Genomic DNA, 16,858 nt, shown 5'->3' on the forward strand with positions numbered 1-16,858 from the left:
ACCGGAAATACAACCACACGCACTGGTTGATGATCTGGACCGGGTAGCGGTGGCCTTTGTACGACGGCGTTGGGGTGGGCACGCCACATTCTCCCAGTTTGCCGCGTTCAACAACGTGACAGTGCCCGCACCGTCTCCCCCGGCAGGGCGCCGCGCACGAAGACGGCGCGGCCCTCGTGCCTGGCGATGACGAAGCCGCCGTGCCCGGGCGCGCCACAGGTCAGGTCGAGGAGGTCATTCGGCGCGAGCATGCGTGAACCTCCGGGCGACGAGGAAGACGATGAGCAGGCCGGCCGCGAACATCGGCCAGCCCATGAGGATCCGCGCGACGCCGAGCCCGCCGACGTTGTCGGTGACGTACAGGGAGAACTGGACCACGAAGCGGACCGCGAACATGGCCGTCCACATGAGCGTCAGCCAGGTGAACGCCCGGAACTGCGGGCGGTCCGCACGCCAGTCCTGCGGCGCCGCGGGCGCACCGCCGTCCGCGGCCCCCGGACCTTCCTGCCGCTCGGACAACAGGTGCCACAGCACCCCGACGAGGGGCCGCCGGACCAGGATCGACACCAGGCACGCGAGCGCGAGCACGGCCTGCATCACGATGCCGTAGAGGAAGAAGCCCTTGCCGTTCCCGCCCACCAGCAGCGCGATCACGACGCAGACCGCCACCCCGAAGAATCCCGAGATCGCGGGCTGGATCGAGCTGCGGGTCACGAGCCGGACCACGGCGACCAGCGCGGCCACGACGAGCGCGGCGATGACACCGCCCTTGAGTCCCCAGAACGAGTTCGCCGGCACGAAGGCCACGATGGGCAGGGCGGAGTACACCATGCCCTGCCAGCCGCCCATCTGCTCGAGCACCTGATCCTTGATCGAGGGCTCGGCGGGCTCCGCCGTCGGCTCCTCGTGCGCACCGTCCGTCACGCGTTCACCCTACGTGGCAGCACTGGCATGCTCGTCCCATGCAGTTCCTCGAGCGGACCACCGCCGTGCTCCTGCCCGGTTCGGGCTCGGACGCCGACTTCGTGCTCCGCGCCTTCGCCCCGTTGACCCGGCTGTGCGCGCGGACCGTCGCCGTGGACGCGACGCCGCCGTCGGTGGTGGCCGGGTATCGCGCGGCCCTCACCGCCGCCGCGTCCGACGGTCCGCTGCTGGCCTGCGGCGTGTCCCTGGGCTCTGCGGTCGCGGCGGTCTGGGCGCTGGAGAACCCCGACGCGGACATCACGCTGGTGCTCAGCCTGCCGCCGTGGACGGGCGCCGCGGGCCCGGAGGTACCGGCCGCGATGTCGGCGCGGGTGACCGCGGACGTCGTCGACGAGGTCGGCGCGACCGAGGCCATCGCGCGGATGCGGGCGGGCAGTCCGCCGTGGCTCGCGCGCGAGCTGAGCCGATCGTGGGCCGCGCACGGCGACTTCCTCGCGCCCGCGCTCCGGGAGGCGGCCGCCTGCGTCGCCCCGACGGTGGCGGAGTTCGGGAGGCTGGCCGCGCGCACCGTCGTCATCGGTGCCGAGGGCGACCTGATCCATCCGGTCGCCGTCGCGCGGGCCTGGGGGGCGGCGATACCGGGGGCGGCGACGACGGTCGTCGACCTGGCCGACCTCGGCCCGGACCCGGAGGTCCTGGGCCGGGCGGGTCTCGCGGCGATTACCGCTGGTTGTTGAGCCTGCTCAGGGCCGAGCCCTGAGTGAGCCGGTCCTGGTTGGCCTGACGCAGCGCGGCGGGGCCGTCGGCGGCGGCGCGCTGCGCGACCTGCGCCGCGATCGCCGCGGCGGCCTCCTCCTGCTGGGCCTGCTGCTGCGCCATGGCCTGCTGCAGCTGCTGCACCAGCTCCGCCGGCAGCTCGATCTCGAGGTGATCGCGGGCCGGGCGCGGGTCGGTGCCGCGCCGGACCACGGTCTCCGCGAGCATCGCCCGCGCCACCTGCGCCGCCTGATCGGCGCCCTCGGGGGGCGCCGTCACGACGAACCGGACCATCCACCGCGGACCGTCGACACCGATGAACCGCAGCACGCCGTCGGGCTGGACACCGACGACCTCGCGGCCCCAGTGCCCGTCCTCGATCGTGACCTGCGCACCGTTCTCGCGCAGCGAGTCCGCGAGCTCGGTGACCACCTCGCGCCACTGGCCGCCCGATTTCGGAGCGGCGAAGACGCCGGGCGTCACGCGACCGACGGGCGTGTCGAGATGCACGCCGATGGGCACGCCCTCCGGGCTCATCTCCACCTGCAGTTGCGCCTCCGGCGGCATCGCCAGGATGATCGAGCCCAGGTCGAGCCGGCCCTCGTCGAGGCCCTCCTCGCTGCTCAGCTGGGAGAGGTCGTACGGGCCGGCACCGCTGCCCAGCTCCTGCGCCTCGTCCTCGCCGGCGGGCGCGGGGGCGGTGTGGTGCTCCGGCTGGCCGATCGTGGCGTACGGGTCGACGCTCGAGGTGCTGCGCGGCTTGGACTTGCGGCGGCCGAGGGCCATGGGAACTCGCTCCTGAGGTGTGTGGATCGGGTGGGACGGGGTCGGGCCGGGCGGGCCTACGGCGAGGGCTCGAGGCTGGCGTGGCCGCCGGACGAGCCGTAGCCGCCGGCGCCGCGCACCGAATCGTCGAGGAAGGTGACCTCGATGAAGTCGGGCAGTTCGACCCGCTGGACGAGCAACTGGGCGATCCGGTCGCCCCGCTGGATGTCGACCGCGCTCTCACGGTCGGTGTTGAGCAGGCACACCTTGATCTCGCCGCGGTACCCGGCGTCGATCGTGCCGGGCGCGTTCACCACCGTGAGACCGTGCTTCGCGGCGAGCCCGGAGCGCGGATGGATCAGCCCGACGGTGCCGTACGGAAGGGACATCGCGATGCCGGTGGGGACCAGAGTGCGGGCACCGGGCTCGATCCGGACGTCCATCGTCGAGTACAGATCCACGCCCGCGTCGCCGGGATGTGCGCGCTTGGGAAGTGGGAGGCCCTCGTCCAGCCGCAGTAGGGGTATCTGGCTCACCATGGGATGCAGACTACGCTGAAGGCGTGTCGGAAGATCGAGCAGTGAAGACCTCGAAGCCGGGAACCGGGTACTTCGAGAGGCTCACGGTGCCGTGGTACTGGTGGCTCGCAGGCGCGATCGTGGCCGGTCTGCTCTGCTTCGAGGTGACCTTGGCCGCGCGCTGGGGCGACTGGATGATCGGCGTCTTCGTGGTGGTCGTGGCGGTGATCGCCGTGTTGCTGTGGTCGATGGGGCGCGGCTCGGTCGCCGTGCGCGACGGTGAGCTGTGGGCGGGCAACGCCCACCTCCCGCTGGAGCTGGTCTCGCGGGCCGCTGCCGTGCCCGCGGCCGCCAAGAGCGCGGCCCTCGGCCGACAGCTGGATCCCGCCGCCTTCCTCTACCACCGGGGGTGGGTCAAGACCATGATCGTCGTGGTACTCGACGATCCCGAGGACCCGACGCCGTACTGGATGGTGTCCACGCGGCACCCCGAGAAGATGCTGGCGCACATCCCGGCCGCCACCACCCTGGACTGACCGCGGGCCGACCGGGCCGATTCCGGGCCGCCGCGCGCGGCGAGGCCGCCGCGGTGGCCCTGCTGGTCAGGCGCAGTCGACGCAGATCAGCTCGCTGCCGTTCGGGTCAGCGAGTCGGCTGCGGTGGTACACCAGGAAACAGCTGGTGCACGTGAATTCATCAGCCTGCTTGGGCACCACTCGGACGCTCAGTTCCTCGCCCGAGAGATCGGCGCCGGGAAGCTCGAAGGACTCGGCGGTCTCGCCCTCGTCCACGTCCACCGTGCCGGACTGGCCCTCGTTGCGGCGGGCCTTGAGCTCCTCCAGCGAATCCTCCGAGACCTCGTCGGCCTCGGACCGCCGTGGCGCATCGTAATCAGTTGCCATACCGTGTCATCCCCATCCTTGCTCGTGCCCCCGGTCTCGGGGTTTCCGAGACCGCCGGGCGCGCTGTCCCGCGCGAGCGGCCCAGAGTGTAGCTCACTCCCGGATCGATGTCACGGGGTTAATCCCCGCGCCTCGAATCCACCGCTTGCAGCCCGTCTAACGCATGGCGGGCCGGGATGATTCCCGCGCCGCGTCCGCGTCGCCTCCCCTGCTCCGACGGCGTGCTCCCGTACAGTCGGGGCCGTGGTTTCCCAGCTCACCGGTGCAGGCCGGCGATTCGACCGGAACGGTGAACCGTTCCGTCGGCGCAGCATGCTGCCGATCCTCATCGTGATCGCGGTTCTCGCCGTCATCGCCATCGCCACCTGGGCGCGGGCCATGTCGTCCCAGGAGGAGGTCGCCGCGCCGGTGTCCTGCCCTTCCCCCACCGCCGCGGCGGCGTCGGCCTCGGCCACTGCCACCGGCGGGACCACCGCTCCGGCCGGTACCACGCCCCCGCGCGCCGCGCCCGCCCGGTTCGAGGTGGTCGCGCCCGATGACCTCGTCTCCGTGCGTCCGGCGCCGCTCGCCTCGTCGACGGTGCGCGTCCTCAACGCCTCGGGCCAGGCGGGGCGCGCCGAGACCACGCTGAACAAGCTGGCCGACTACGGCTTCCAGGCCCCCAAGACCGGCGGCTACGGCAACGACCCGCTGTACACCCAGATGGAGTGCCAGGCGCAGCTGCGGTTCGGCGACTCGGGCCGGGCCGCCGCCGCGGCGGCGTGGATCATCGCCCCGTGTGCGGAGCTGATCAACGACGGCCGCCGCGACAACACCGTCGACCTGGTGCTCGGCACCTTCTTCACCGATCTCGAGCCCAGCACCGACGCGCAGGAGATCCTGCGGATCCTCCGGGCCGCGCCGGCCGGGGCTGCGGACGGCGGCGCGAACCCCGCGCTGGTGTCGGCGGTGCACACGCAGTCCTGCGACCGCTGACGGTCGCCGCTGCGGGTACGCCCGCGGCTACAGGTTCCCCAGCCCGCCCGCGGCCTCGAGTGCCGCGATCAGCCGATCGGCGATCCCGGGTGCCGCAGCGAGGGTGAGCGCACCGTCGGCGCTGGACGAGTCGGGGCGCGGCACGATGACCCGGGCGCCGGCCTCCTGCGCGATGAGCGCCCCTGCGGCCCAGTCCCACGGGCTCAGGCCGTGCTCGTAGTGGGCGTCCGCGCGGCCGGCCGCGACCATGCACAGGTCGAGCGCGGCGGAGCCGATCCGACGCACGTCACGCACCTGCGGCAGCAGCTCCGCGAGCACGCGGCCCTGCCTCTCCCGGCGCTCGCGGGCATAGCCGAACCCGGTCGCCACGAGCGCGAGCGCGGGGTCGGTGATCGGATTGGCCCGCAGTTCGCGGACGGCGCCGTCGGAGGCGATCTCCCGCGCCCCGCCCCCGAGCACCGCGGTGTAGACGGTGCCGTGGACGACGTCGGCGACGGCGCCCGCGACGGACACCCCGTCGATCTGCGCCCCGAGCGAGACCGCGTAGGCGGGCACCCCGTAGAGGAAGTTGACGGTGCCGTCGATCGGGTCGACGATCCACCGCACCGCGTCCTGCGCGGCGGCCCGTCCGGCCCCCTCGCCGCCGAACTCCTCGCCGAGGACGGTGTCGTCGGGGCGGAGCTGCGCGAGGCGGTCCCGGACGAACCGCTCGGTCTCGGTGTCGACGACGGTGACCGGGTCGGTCGGGGTCGACTTGGTCGTCACGGCCCCGGGAAGCGCATCCTCGGGCGGGTCGAATGCGTTGGCGCCGAACACCTCCGCTCGTCGCGCGGTTACGCGCTGCGCGGCTTCCCGCACGACGGTCACGGCGATCTCGGACAACTCCCACCGGTTGTGTTGCACGTCCTCCACAGAACCACAATCCACGGTAGTTTGACAGCGCCGGGCCACCCCCGGCCGACGGACGGGACGTCCGACACATCGAGGAGTGCGGAGCAGGCAATGGCGGAGAATCTGGGGTTCGGCGTCGACATCGGCGGCAGCGGGATCAAGGGCGGGATCGTGGACCTGGACACCGGCGAGCTGGTCGGCGAACGATTCAAGGTGCTCACTCCCCAGCCGTCCACGCCGGGCGCCTGTGCGGGTGCGGTGCGGGAGGTGATCACCCACTTCGGATGGGAGGGTCCGGTGGGCATCACGGTGCCCGCGGTCGTCACCAGCGGCATGGTGCGCAGTGCCGCGAACATCGACCCGGGCTGGATCGGTACCGACGCGAACGAGCTGTTCTCCTCGACCCTCGGCCGCACGGTCACGGTGCTCAACGACGCCGACGCCGCCGGCCTCGCGGAGGACCGCTACGGCGCCGGCCGGGATTTCGACGGCGTGATCCTGCTGCTGACCATGGGTACCGGGATCGGCTCCGCGCTGATCTACCGGGGAACCCTGGTGCCGAACACGGAGTTCGGGCACCTCGAGGTCGAGGGCAAGGAGGCCGAGCACCGCGCCGCGAGCTCGGTCAAGGATCGCCGCGGCTGGAGTTACGAGAAGTGGGCCGGACAGGTCAGCCGGGTGTTCCGCGAATACGAGAAGCTGCTGTGGCCGGACCTGATCATCGTGGGCGGCGGCATCAGTCGCAAGGCCGACAAGTGGGTGCCGTTGCTTGAGGTGAAGACGCCGGTGATTCCCGCGGAGCTGCTGAACACCGCGGGCATCGTCGGCGCGGCGATGGCATCGCGGCAGGTGTGATTCCGCACGCTCTCGACGCTTTGACCGCAGGTGAATGCGGGCGGAGCTACCGAATCGTTACAATGGGGTCCCGGCGTCGATGCGCCGGACCAGACGCCGGACCTCCTCGCCTCCGGACGCCGCAGCCACCACCGACGCCCCGTAGGCACGGGACCGGTGCTGTTGTCGCGCCCGGGAAGCGGTTCCGGCGCACGCAGGCACAGTAGGAAAGGGCGTACGTGGCAGCGACGCAGACCAGCTCCAACGCACCGTCGGCGGACGGCGTGGACGGTTCGGCCACCTCGGCGGAGACCCCCGCCAAGAAGACCACCGCCAAGAAGGCACCCGCGAAGAAGGCCCCGGCCAAGAAGGCGGCGGCGAAGAAGGCCCCGGCCAAGAAGGCACCCGCGAAGAAGGCGGCGGCCAAGAAGGCCGCAGGTCCCGTGAAGCGCACGGCCAAGAAGGCCGCGGGCAAGAAGGACGCTTCGGCGGCCGGTGCCGAGGGCGGCCCCGAGGACGAGGAGGAGGTCGAGCTCGACGGCGACCCCGATCTCACCGAGCTGTCGGACGAGGACGTCGCGATCGACGACGACGCCGACGAGGCGGGCGAGTCCGCCGACACGACCAAGGGCAAGAGCGCCGTCACCAAGCCCGCCCCCGCCGATTCGGAGGAGGACGAGCCGTCCGAGGCCGACAAGGCGTCCGGCGACTTCGTCTGGGACGAGGAGGAGTCGGAAGCGCTCCGCCAGGCCCGCAAGGACGCCGAGCTCACCGCCTCGGCGGACTCCGTGCGCGCCTACCTCAAGCAGATCGGCAAGGTCGCGCTCCTCAACGCCGAGGAGGAGGTCGAGCTCGCCAAGCGGATCGAGGCCGGCCTGTTCGCCGAGCAGATGATCGGCCGCTGGCTCGAGCGCGGCGAGAAGCCCGCGATCGGCGTCCGGCGCGATATGAACTGGATCTCGCGCGACGGCAACCGCGCGAAGAACCACCTGCTCGAGGCCAACCTCCGCCTCGTGGTCTCGCTCGCCAAGCGCTACACGGGCCGCGGCATGGCCTTCCTGGACCTGATCCAGGAGGGCAACCTGGGCCTGATCCGCGCGGTGGAGAAGTTCGACTACACCAAGGGCTACAAGTTCTCGACCTACGCCACGTGGTGGATCCGTCAGGCCATCACCCGCGCCATGGCCGATCAGGCCCGCACCATCCGCATCCCGGTGCACATGGTCGAGGTCATCAACAAGCTCGGCCGCATCCAGCGCGAGCTGCTCCAGGACCTGGGCCGCGAGCCCACGCCGGAGGAGCTGGCGAAGGAGATGGACATCACGCCGGAGAAGGTGCTGGAGATCCAGCAGTACGCGCGTGAGCCCATCTCCCTGGACCAGACGATCGGCGACGAGGGCGACAGCCAGCTCGGCGATTTCATCGAGGATTCCGAGGCCGTCGTCGCGGTGGACGCGGTGTCGTTCACGCTGCTGCAGGACCAGCTCCAGTCCGTGCTCGACACGCTGTCCGAGCGCGAGGCGGGCGTCGTGCGCCTGCGGTTCGGTCTGACCGACGGCCAGCCGCGGACTTTAGACGAGATCGGTCAGGTCTACGGCGTCACGCGAGAGCGCATCCGGCAGATCGAGTCGAAGACGATGAGCAAGCTGCGACACCCGTCGCGCTCGCAGGTCCTCCGGGACTACCTGGACTAGGTTCCGTTTCCGAACGCCCGACGGTGCGCCGTCGGGCGTTCGGCGTCTCAGTGCCCGGGACGTCCGGCGGCCCCGGCCTCAGGCCGACCTGCGCTCCCGGCGTCCCATGACCCACAGCGGCCCGGTGAGCAGCCAGATCACCGTGACCACGCCCAGCATCCCGAACCCGCGCGTCAGCGCCGCGCGCTGCGTCTCGTCCGCCACGGTGTAGCCGAGCCCCGACGACACCGCCACGGCGATCGCGACCGCGCCCAGCCAGCGGTAGAAGTCCGCCCACTCCTTGCGGGTCCGCTCGGGTCCCAGCTTCGGGACCCGGCGCGGCGCGGGTCCGCCGGCGAACCGGTGGGCGAACCGCTCGTCGGCCCAGGTGATCATGCGGTGCCCGAACATGAGGGTGCAGCCGAGGTAGATGCCCGCGAGCCGGTGCGCGGTGCCGACCTCGCCGCCGCGGTGCAGGTCGATCGCGACGGCGGCGATGAGCACCACGTCGAGGACCGGCACCAGGGCCAGCGCGACCGTCCCCGCCCGGCGCGCCCGCAGCACGTACCGCAGCGTCAGCCCGCCGAGCACGAGGATCCAGAACCCGATCTCGCACGCGGCGATCGTCCACAGCACCGGACTGGTCAGCTCGCTCATGCGCACCACTGTGCCGGGTCCGTGCATCGTCGTCGTCCCCCCGACGGAGCACGGGGCATCCCCCGATCGGCGGACCTCCACCGGCGGTGTCGTGTGTTGGAATGAAGGCATGACGGGGGACGAACGCGACGCGTCGAGGGTATTCGTCGCCGTCCCCGCGTTGGGCGCCGCCATGGTGGGCGCGCTGCTGTGGGCCGCGGGCGGCTGGTCCGCGTGGGCCGTGAACGAGGACGTCTATCCGTGGCCGGTGAAGGCCGGCCTGCTGTGCGCCGCTCTCGCCCTGCAGATCCTGGCCCGCCGGCGCCCCGCCGTGGGGTTCACTCTCACACTGGCTCTGGTGCTCGCGGATCTCCCGTTCGGGCCGTCGGTGCCGCTGTGGATCGCGCTGTCCGACCTCATCTACCTCGCCACGGCCCTCGGCTCCGAGCGACTGGTCCGAGTGGTCGCGGGAGTGTCGTTGGCGCTCACGGTCGGCGCCGCGGTGGCCGCCACCGCGCTCGAAGGGGTCAAGGCCGGCGTGTACGCCACGTTGATCCTGGTGGCCCTGACCTGGTCCCCGATCGGCTACGCGCGAGCACTGCGCGCGTACCGGAAGCTCGCCGCGATGGAACGCCAGGAGAGCGAGGCACGGCGGGCGAACACGATCGCGCAGGAGCGTCGCCGGCTCGCCCGAGAACTGCACGACACCGTCGCCGGGCACCTCTCGGCGGTCGCGATCCTGGCCGACGCCGCGCAGCGCACACCGCAGAATCCCGCGGTCCTGCAGTCGATCCGGTCCGGCAGCCTGGCCGCGCTCGAGGAGATGCGGGCGACCATCAATCTGCTCACCTCCCCGGACGACGCGGCGGTCCGCACCACCCTCGCCTCGCTCGAACCGCTCATCGCGACCGCGAGCGCGGCGGATGTCGCCGTCCGGCTGCGCGTGCCCGATACGCCGCTGCCCACCGCCGCCGAGGCCGTGCTCACGCGCATCCTCGGGGAGGTCATCACGAACGCCACCAAACACGCGCCGGGCGCTCCGCTGGAGATCGTCGTGGACACCGACCGGGATGAGCTCACCATGACCGCGACCAATCCCCTGCCCTCCACCGCGTGGTCGGAGGGCTCCGGCGACGGCCTGCGCAACATCGCCTTCCGCGCCGAGTCCGTCGGCGGCTCCGCGACCGCCGGCCCGCACGAGGGGGCCTGGGTCGTACGGGCGAGCGTGCCGATGGAGGTCGCGCGGTGACGGTCACCGTCGTCCTGGCGGACGACCATGCGGCGATCCGGGCGGGCCTGCGGCTGCTCCTGGAGTCGACGGGCGAGGTGCGGGTGCTCGGCGAGGCGGCCGACGGTGCCGCCGCGCTGCGGCAGGCACGGGCGCTCAAGCCCGATGTGGTGGTCATGGATGTACGGATGCCGCGGGTGGACGGACTCGCCGCGACCGCGTCCGTGGTCGCGGAGACCGACTGTGCCGTACTGGTCCTCACGACCTTCGACCTCGACGAGTACGTGCTCGGCGCCCTCCGCGCGGGGGCGAGCGGCTTCCTGCTCAAGTCCGCGGGTGGCGACGAGCTGATCCGCGCCGTGCGGGCGGTCGCGGACGGCGACGCGGTGCTGGACCCGAAGGTGACCCGCGCCGTGATCGGCGCGCTGCCCCGCCCCGCCGACGAGCCCGCGCCGGTGGACCTGTCCGCGCTCACCGATCGCGAACGCGACGTGCTGGCGGGGCTGGGCGACGGGCTCTCCAACCAGCAGATCGCCCGTCGTCTGGACATCGGGGAGGCGACGGTGAAGACCCACGTCTCCCGCGTGCTGATGAAGCTCGGCGTGCAGTCGCGCGTGCAGGCCGCGGTGATCGCCGCGCAGTCCGGAACGACTGATAGCGCCACATAGCATCAATCGCTGTCCCGGCACCATGACCAGAACGATCAGCCAGGCGGAGTTGCGGAACGGCAGCGCCGGTGTCATGGACGCACTTGAGGCCGGCGACGCCTTCATCATCACGCACAACGGCCGACCAGTCGGCGAACTCCGGCCGATCCGGGCGCCCCGAGAGGTCTCCACGGCTGAAGTGAAGCGCCGCTTCGCCGGATTCGTCGGCACGTACGCGTTGCTGAATCGGAGCTCCCGGCCTCCTCCAGGATCAGCGCCATCACCCTCGCCGAGCTGGGACGCTGATCGTCGCGGCCGGCCGCAGCCCGAAGCCGCGTAAGGTGGACCTGATGATCGCGGCGATCGCGTCCGCAAACGGTCTCCCCCTGTTCACGAGCAACACTGACGACCTCGTCGGACTCAAATCCATCGTCCCCCTGGTACCGGTCACTCCCGCGAGCACGCCGTCGGGGCTGACCGCGCGCCGTCCACCATCACCGGCGGGACGGCCCGCGGCGGATCCGTACCCTCACCCCCTCACCGGGCGAGGGTACGGATCCAGTCTCGAGTGGCGGCGGGGTCGATCACGTCGTCCAGTTCGAAGGTGGTGGCGGCGTGCAGGGCCCGGCCGCGCTGGTACGCCAGTGCCAGCAACTGGTCGAAGAGCTCGGCGCGAGCGGCCTCGTCCGGTGCCGCGGCGAGTTCCTTGCTGAAGCCCAGCCGCACCGCGCCCTCGAGGCCCATACCGCCGATCTCGCCGGTCGGCCACGCGACGGTGAACTGGGGTGCGTGGAAGCTCCCCGCCGCCATCGCCATGGCGCCGAGACCGTAGCCCTTGCGCAGGAGGAAGACTCCGACCGGCACGGTGAGCCGGGCGCCGAGCACGAACAGCCGGGAGAAGCGCCGCACCGTCGCCTGCTCCTCCGCGTCCGGGCCCACCATGAACCCCGGGGTGTCACACAGCGAGACCACCGGAAGCCCGTGCGCCTGCGCCAGTTCCAGGAAGTCCGCGAGCTTGTCGGCGGCCTCGGCATCGATGGCGCCGCCCAGGTGCCGGGTGCTGTTGGCGATGAGCGCGTAGGGCACGCCCTCCACCCGCACCAGCGCGGTGATCACGCCGACCCCGTAGTCGCGGCGCAGTTCCAGCGTCGAGTCCTCGTCGACGATCGCCGCGATCGCGGCACGGACGTCGTAGGCGCGCAACCGGTTCTCCGGCACCACATGTCGAACCCCGCGCGGATCGGGGGCGGTCCAGTCGTCGACGGCTCCCGCGAAATAGCCGAGGTACCTCCGCGCCTGCTGCACCGCCTGCACCTCGTCGTCCGCGACGACGTGCACCACGCCGTTGCGGCGCTGCACGTCGATCGGGCCGATCGCCTCGGGCGGGAACTCCCCCAGCCCGCCGCCGGAGATCATCGCGGGGCCGCCCATGCCGATGTTCGCATCGGACGTCGCGATGATCACATCGCAGACACCTGCGAGCGCGGCGTTGCCGGCGAAGCACCGTCCCGAGACGACGGCGATCAGCGGCACCCGTCCGCGCAGCGCGCCGAGCGACCGGAAGGTGGGGACGTCGAGGCCCGCCACGATGTCGATGTCCGTGTCGCCGGGGCGACCGCCGCCGCCCTCGGCGAAGAGCACGATCGGGACGCCGCGGCGCTCCGCCACGTCGATGAGGCGGTCCGTCTTGGCGTGGTTGCGCCAGCCCTGCGTGCCGGCCAGCACCGTGTAGTCGTAGGAGATCACCATCGCCTCGGTGCCGTCGATCGTCGCGAGTCCGCCGATCAGTCCGTCCGCGGCGCCGGTGGCGATGAGGTCCTCCTCCGACCGGCGGGCGCGCTGCGCCGGCAGGACCAGCGCGCCGTACTCGGTGAAGCTCCCCGCGTCCACGAGGTCGTCGATGTTCTCACGCGCGGTGCGCCGACCGATCCGGCGCCGCTTGGCCACGGCGTCCGGGCGGCCCTCGTCGCGGGTCACGCGGTGCCGCTCGCGCACCTCGTCGAGGTCCGCGCGGCGCCGGTCGAGATCGCCCTCGTCCGCTCCGTCGTGTCCGTCGAGCGCGCCGCCCGCGGGTGCATAGGTCAGGAGCGGCGTCCCCGCCGTCACCGTGCGCCCGGGCCGCACCAGCACCTCGCCGACGGTGACCGGCACCGTCAGCACCTGCTCGTGCTCCATCTTCATCGCCTCGAGGACGACCAGCGCGGTGCCCGGCTCGGCGGTCTCGCCCTGCTCCGCCACCGCGACGACGGTGCCCGTCATCGTCGCGACCAGGACGTCACCGTCGAGATCGGCCGACGGCGTGTCTCCCGCCTCCGCCGCGGGTGCGAGTTCCGCGATCCGGCGGGTGAGGTACCCCGTATCGACGGGGCCCGAACGGAATTCGGGGTCCGCAAGAACGGCACGCAGCAGTCCGATGGTGGTCCCGGGGCCGTCGATGACGAACTCGCCCAGCGCCGCGTCGAGCTTGGCGAAGGCGCGTTCCGCGGTCGCCGCGCGCACGATCACCTTCGCGAGCAGCGAATCGTACCGGGCGGAGGTGGTCAGGCCGGGCCGGCCGTAGCCGTCCACCCGCACCCCGCGCCCCGTCGGGGGCGTGTACGCGGTGAGCCGACCCGCGGACGGGAGGACGGTCCCGTCCGGTTGCGGTACCTCGAGGTTGACGCGTGCCTGCACCGCGGTGCCGCGGGCGATCGCCGGTGCGCCGGTGATGACGCCGTCGCGGCAGGCGATGCCGACGGGTAGGTCCAGCGATGCGAGCGCGGCGCCCTCCGCGAGGGCGAGTTGCACGGCGACCAGGTCGATGCCGGTGACCTCCTCGGTCACGGTGTGCTCCACCTGGATCCGAGGATTGACCTCCAGGAAGACCGCGGTGTTCTCGCGGACCAGGAACTCGACGGTGGCCAGGCCGCGGTAGCCGGCGGCGGCGCACAGCCGGGCGGCGTGGCCGTGCAGCGCGGTCCGCAGCTCGTCGGTCAGCGCGGGCGCCGGCGCGAGCTCGATCAGCTTCTGGTTGCGGCGCTGCACGCTGCAGTCCCGATCGCCGAGCGCGAGGGCGCTGTCCCCGTCGCCGGCGATCTGCACCTCGATGTGCCGGGCCCCGGTCTGCAGTTCCTCCGCGAAGACCCGGCCGTCGCCGAACCCGAGCTCCGCCTCGGAGACACAGGCGCGGTAGGCGGATTCGAGGTCCTCCTCGAACCGCGGCCCGGGCAGCACTGCCCGCATGCCGCGCCCGCCGCCGCCGGCGAGGGCCTTGATCATGACGCCGCTCGGGCGGCCGGCGGCGAAGGCCCGCACGGTCGCGAGGTCGGCGCCGCCCTCGGTGGCCGCGGGCACCGGGACGCCCACGGCGACGGCGGCCGCGCGGGCGGCGGCCTTATCGCCGAAGGCACGCAGGACCTCCGGAGCGGGGCCGACGAAGGCCAGGCCGGCTGCGGCGCACGCGGCAGCGAAATCGGCGTTCTCGGCTAGGAATCCGTAGCCCGGGTGCACCGCATCGGCCCCGGTCCGCGCGGCGGCCGCGAGGACCGCATCGGCGTCGAGGTACGACGCGGGTCCGGATCCGTTCAACGCCACGGCATCGTCGGCCGCGGCGACGTGCGGGGTGTCGGCGTCGTCGGCGGCGTAGACCGCCACGGTGGGAACGCCCAGCTCCTGTGCCGTGCGGATGATCCGCAGCGCGATCTCGCCGCGGTTCGCGATGAGCAGTTTCACTCCGACTCCCCCGTCTCCACCGCGATCTGCGCGGCCCTGGCGAACAGATCGCCCTTGCGCACCTTGCCGGTCGCGGTCATCGGCAGCGCGTCGACCACGACGAAGTCGGGGACCTTGTACCCCGCCATGTTCGCGCGGGCCCAGGCGGTCAGCTCGGCGACATCGAGTGGCTCCGCGGAGACGACGAAGGCGAGCGGTACCTGCCCCTTCCGCGCGTCCGGACGTGGGACGACCGAGACGGTACCGATGGACGGGTGCGCCTTGAGCAGGCCCTCGACCTCGGACGGGAACACCGACATGCCGTTCACCTTGATCATCTCCTTGGTGCGAGCGAGGTAGTGCACCGCGCCCCACTCGTCGAGCCGGCCGACATCGCCGGTGTGCAGCCAGCCGTCGCGGATCGCCTCCGCGGTGGCCTCGGGCCGGCGGTGGTAGGCGGTGAGGATCGACGGGCTGCGCACGACGATCTCGCCGGACTCGCCGACGGGGACGGGCGCACCGTCGGCGTCCACGATCAGGATGTCCGTGCCGGGCACGGGAAGTCCGCAGAACACGGGGTCGGCGGTGAGGTCCAGGTCGCCGTCCTGGAAGCCCAGGGTGAAGGTGTCGGCGGTGTGCGTCTCGGTCATGCCGTAGGAGGCCTCGCGGAGCGTCCCACCGGTCAGTGCGCGCCAGCGGGCGCGCAGCTCCGGAGTCAGCTTGAGGACGAAGGAGACCGCGAAAGGGCTGACGACGGTGCCGAACCCGGCGCCGTCGAATCCCGGGAGTTCCATCAACTCGACGTAGTTGTCGACGGTGCCCACCAGGTCGGTCACGGCGTACCGCGCGACGAGCGCCGCGACGGCCACCGGGTCCCAGCGAGTGAGGAGGACCACCGTCTGGCCGTTGACGAGCGGCTTGAGGATGCCGAAATCCTCTCCGGCGATCCAGAACACGGGCAGGAAGTTCAGGCCGACCGCGCCCGGGTCCCCCACCGGGCCGCCGCCCGCGAGCGTCGCGGTGGCGGCGGTGTAGGCCATGTGCCGCTGCGTGTGCTCGCACCCCTTCGGCAGGCCGGTGGTGCCTCCGGTGTAGTTCAGGGCGGCGAGCGCATCCGGGTCGGATTCGCGGATCGGTGCGGGAGCGGCGGCCACCACCCGGCGCCAGTCGCTTCGCGGGTCCGGCGCGGTGTCGAAGGGCGGCGGCGCATCGGCGAACGGCGTTGTGCCGTAGAGGAGGTCGCCCAGGGCCGTCGCGATCACGGTGTGCACGGCCGTCTCCGCCCGCACGGACCGCACCAGGTCCAGCAGGTCCGTCTGGGCGAGGAGCACGCCCACGCCGGCGTCCTCCAGTTCGTGCTGCAGTTCGCGCCCCTTGAGCAACGGATTGACCGGCACGTGAACGGCGCCGAGCTTGAGGATCCCGAGCATGGCAATGGAGAACTGCGGACAGTTCCCCAGGTACACGCCCACCGCGTCGCCCGGCCGCACGCCGTGCTCGGCCAGCAGTCCGGCGAACCGATCGGAGAGGTCGTCGTACTCGGCGTAGGTCAACTCCCGCCCGTAGAAGGCGATCGCGACCGTCTCCGGCCGCTGCCGCGCCCAGTGCCGCAGGTGCTCGACCATCGCCGGTGTGCCGGCGGGGTATTCGACGGTGCGCGGCACCTGCGCGGGCCAGTTCCGCAGGCGCAGCGCGTGGATCTCCTCGGCGGCGGCGGCGAGCGCGGCGGCCCGGTCGGTGATCGCGTCGGACATGATGCTCCTTAGCCGACCGGAACCTCTCGGATGCCGATCAATCGCTGTGCCACGCGGATCTGGTCCGCGATGAAGCGCTCGCGCTCGGCCGCGCTGTCGCGGGCCACGCGCTTCGCGCCGTGGTGGATGATGTCGTTGAGGATGCGGACCAGGGCCGCGGGCTCCAGGCACAGGTCGACGGTGCCGGGATCGAGCGCCGCCAGGTAGGCGGTGTAGCGGCGGTGCGTACGCCGGATCATCCGCTCCCAGATCACCGCCACGTCGTCGCGGACCGGCGCCATCGCGTCGAACAGCGCGACGAGGCCGCCGTTCGCGAACACCCCGTCGGCGTAGGCCCGCATCGTCGCGGCGATCACCTCGCGCGGGTCCGTGGTTTCGATCCCCGCGAGGGACTGCGTCGCCTCGAGCTCGTCCGCCACCCGGTCCACGAGGGCCAGCAGGATCTCGTCCTTGGACCGGAAGTAGGCGTAGAACGTGGGGCGCGAGGTCTGTGCGCGGGCCGCGATGAGCTCGACGGTGGTGGCGGCGTAGCCGAGGTCGTCGAAGCACTCCGCCGCCGCCCGGAGGAGCTCCTCCCGGCGGGCGCCGCCGGCGTCCTTGCGGTTCGCGCGGGCCCGCTCCTGCGATTCGCTGATCGTCACGCTCACGAGTGTGCTCGGCCGAGA

17 protein-coding genes and 1 pseudogene are annotated in these 16,858 nt (G+C 72.2%); 7 read left to right on the forward strand and 11 right to left on the reverse strand.

Annotated elements, in window-relative coordinates:
- The 3 genes and pseudogenes from HF999_RS23225 to HF999_RS06645 all read right to left on the reverse strand — a co-directional run.
- Nucleotides 1-82 (reverse strand): annotated as a pseudogene (locus HF999_RS23225) (IS6 family transposase); the annotation flags it as partial.
- A gap of 25 nt (nt 83-107) precedes the next feature.
- Nucleotides 108-251: a TRAM domain-containing protein gene (locus HF999_RS06640; RefSeq protein ID WP_168545120.1), complete on the reverse strand. Its 144-nt coding sequence runs from the start codon at nt 249-251 to the stop codon at nt 108-110.
- Entirely contained in the window at nt 235-924 is a 690-nt protein-coding gene (locus HF999_RS06645; protein WP_168545121.1) for a DUF3159 domain-containing protein, read from the reverse strand. The genes HF999_RS06640 and HF999_RS06645 overlap by 17 nt, the downstream gene beginning before the upstream one ends.
- A 38-nt stretch (nt 925-962) precedes the next feature.
- On the opposite strand from HF999_RS06645, the gene HF999_RS06650 reads away from it, so the two are divergent.
- Nucleotides 963-1,661 carry an alpha/beta fold hydrolase gene (locus HF999_RS06650; RefSeq protein WP_168545122.1) on the forward strand — a complete coding sequence of 233 codons (699 nt, stop codon included), beginning with the start codon at nt 963-965 and terminating at the stop codon, nt 1,659-1,661.
- Here the strand turns inward: HF999_RS06650 and HF999_RS06655 are convergent.
- Together HF999_RS06655 and dut are read right to left on the reverse strand one after the other, a co-directional pair.
- Entirely contained in the window at nt 1,645-2,466 is an 822-nt protein-coding gene (locus HF999_RS06655) for a DUF3710 domain-containing protein (protein ID WP_168545123.1), read from the reverse strand. The two genes, HF999_RS06650 and HF999_RS06655, sit on opposite strands and share 17 nt — an antisense overlap.
- Before the next feature lie 56 nt (nt 2,467-2,522).
- Nucleotides 2,523-2,984 carry a dUTP diphosphatase gene (dut, locus tag HF999_RS06660; protein ID WP_168545124.1) on the reverse strand — a complete coding sequence of 154 codons (462 nt, stop codon included), beginning with the start codon at nt 2,982-2,984 and terminating at the stop codon, nt 2,523-2,525.
- A gap of 23 nt (nt 2,985-3,007) precedes the next feature.
- Here dut and HF999_RS06665 point away from each other — a divergent pair, with 23 nt between their 5' ends.
- Complete coding sequence (locus HF999_RS06665) at nt 3,008-3,499, forward strand: DUF3093 domain-containing protein (RefSeq protein WP_168545125.1); 492 nt, start codon at nt 3,008-3,010, stop codon at nt 3,497-3,499.
- A gap of 66 nt (nt 3,500-3,565) precedes the next feature.
- Here HF999_RS06665 and HF999_RS06670 read toward each other — a convergent pair whose 3' ends face one another.
- On the reverse strand, nt 3,566-3,865 hold the full coding sequence (locus tag HF999_RS06670) for a DUF4193 domain-containing protein (protein WP_068572678.1): 300 nt from the start codon (nt 3,863-3,865) through the stop codon (nt 3,566-3,568).
- A 243-nt stretch (nt 3,866-4,108) separates the two neighbouring features.
- Between HF999_RS06670 and cei the strand changes: the two genes are divergently transcribed.
- Nucleotides 4,109-4,840 carry an envelope integrity protein Cei gene (gene cei / locus HF999_RS06675; protein ID WP_168545126.1) on the forward strand — a complete coding sequence of 244 codons (732 nt, stop codon included), beginning with the start codon at nt 4,109-4,111 and terminating at the stop codon, nt 4,838-4,840.
- Between the two features lie 27 nt (nt 4,841-4,867).
- On the opposite strand, the gene HF999_RS06680 is transcribed toward cei, so the two are convergent.
- Nucleotides 4,868-5,752, reverse strand: coding sequence for an inositol monophosphatase family protein (locus HF999_RS06680; RefSeq protein ID WP_312854047.1), 885 nt, complete (start codon nt 5,750-5,752; stop codon nt 4,868-4,870).
- Nucleotides 5,753-5,842: 90 nt separating this feature from the next.
- Here HF999_RS06680 and ppgK point away from each other — a divergent pair, with 90 nt between their 5' ends.
- Together ppgK and HF999_RS06690 are read left to right on the forward strand one after the other, a co-directional pair.
- Entirely contained in the window at nt 5,843-6,586 is a 744-nt protein-coding gene (ppgK, locus tag HF999_RS06685) for a polyphosphate--glucose phosphotransferase (RefSeq protein ID WP_168545127.1), read from the forward strand.
- A gap of 218 nt (nt 6,587-6,804) precedes the next feature.
- Nucleotides 6,805-8,259, forward strand: coding sequence for an RNA polymerase sigma factor (locus tag HF999_RS06690; RefSeq protein WP_168545128.1), 1,455 nt, complete (start codon nt 6,805-6,807; stop codon nt 8,257-8,259).
- Nucleotides 8,260-8,337: 78 nt separating this feature from the next.
- Here HF999_RS06690 and HF999_RS06695 read toward each other — a convergent pair whose 3' ends face one another.
- Complete coding sequence (locus HF999_RS06695; RefSeq protein WP_168545129.1) at nt 8,338-8,895, reverse strand: hypothetical protein; 558 nt, start codon at nt 8,893-8,895, stop codon at nt 8,338-8,340.
- Between the two features lie 109 nt (nt 8,896-9,004).
- On the opposite strand from HF999_RS06695, the gene HF999_RS06700 reads away from it, so the two are divergent.
- On the forward strand, nt 9,005-10,123 hold the full coding sequence (locus HF999_RS06700; protein WP_168545130.1) for a sensor histidine kinase: 1,119 nt from the start codon (nt 9,005-9,007) through the stop codon (nt 10,121-10,123).
- Nucleotides 10,120-10,770, forward strand: a complete 651-nt coding sequence (locus HF999_RS06705; RefSeq protein ID WP_168545131.1) for a response regulator — start codon at nt 10,120-10,122, stop codon at nt 10,768-10,770. Before HF999_RS06700 ends, HF999_RS06705 begins: the two co-directional genes overlap by 4 nt.
- Nucleotides 10,771-11,286: 516 nt before the next feature.
- Here the strand turns inward: HF999_RS06705 and HF999_RS06710 are convergent.
- From HF999_RS06710 to HF999_RS06720, 3 genes are read right to left on the reverse strand one after another with little or no spacing between them, the layout of a single operon-like run.
- Nucleotides 11,287-14,460: an acetyl-CoA carboxylase family protein gene (locus HF999_RS06710; protein ID WP_168545132.1), complete on the reverse strand. Its 3,174-nt coding sequence runs from the start codon at nt 14,458-14,460 to the stop codon at nt 11,287-11,289.
- Nucleotides 14,457-16,193, reverse strand: coding sequence for an AMP-binding protein (locus HF999_RS06715; RefSeq protein WP_168545133.1), 1,737 nt, complete (start codon nt 16,191-16,193; stop codon nt 14,457-14,459). Before HF999_RS06715 ends, HF999_RS06710 begins: the two co-directional genes overlap by 4 nt.
- Before the next feature lie 8 nt (nt 16,194-16,201).
- Nucleotides 16,202-16,834 carry a TetR/AcrR family transcriptional regulator gene (locus tag HF999_RS06720; protein ID WP_312854048.1) on the reverse strand — a complete coding sequence of 211 codons (633 nt, stop codon included), beginning with the start codon at nt 16,832-16,834 and terminating at the stop codon, nt 16,202-16,204.
- Nucleotides 16,835-16,858: the final 24 nt, after the last annotated feature.

It is taken from the genome of Tsukamurella spumae (genome assembly GCF_012396015.1).
Classification (GTDB): Bacteria; Actinomycetota; Actinomycetes; order Mycobacteriales; family Mycobacteriaceae; genus Tsukamurella; species Tsukamurella spumae.

Excerpts from the sequence above, each read along its gene's own strand:
- HF999_RS06670 (WP_068572678.1), bottom strand. The coding sequence starts at position 3,865 with ATGGCAACTGATTACGATGCGCCACGGCGGTCCGAGGCCGACGAGGTC.
- HF999_RS06640 (WP_168545120.1), bottom strand. The coding sequence starts at position 251 with ATGCTCGCGCCGAATGACCTCCTCGACCTGACCTGTGGCGCGCCCGGG.
- HF999_RS06700 (WP_168545130.1), top strand. The coding sequence starts at position 9,005 with ATGACGGGGGACGAACGCGACGCGTCGAGGGTATTCGTCGCCGTCCCC.
- HF999_RS06655 (WP_168545123.1), bottom strand. The coding sequence starts at position 2,466 with ATGGCCCTCGGCCGCCGCAAGTCCAAGCCGCGCAGCACCTCGAGCGTC.
- HF999_RS06650 (WP_168545122.1), top strand. The coding sequence starts at position 963 with ATGCAGTTCCTCGAGCGGACCACCGCCGTGCTCCTGCCCGGTTCGGGC.
- dut (WP_168545124.1), bottom strand. The coding sequence starts at position 2,984 with ATGGTGAGCCAGATACCCCTACTGCGGCTGGACGAGGGCCTCCCACTT.
- HF999_RS06715 (WP_168545133.1), bottom strand. The coding sequence starts at position 16,193 with ATGTCCGACGCGATCACCGACCGGGCCGCCGCGCTCGCCGCCGCCGCC.
- HF999_RS06695 (WP_168545129.1), bottom strand. The coding sequence starts at position 8,895 with ATGAGCGAGCTGACCAGTCCGGTGCTGTGGACGATCGCCGCGTGCGAG.
- ppgK (WP_168545127.1), top strand. The coding sequence starts at position 5,843 with ATGGCGGAGAATCTGGGGTTCGGCGTCGACATCGGCGGCAGCGGGATC.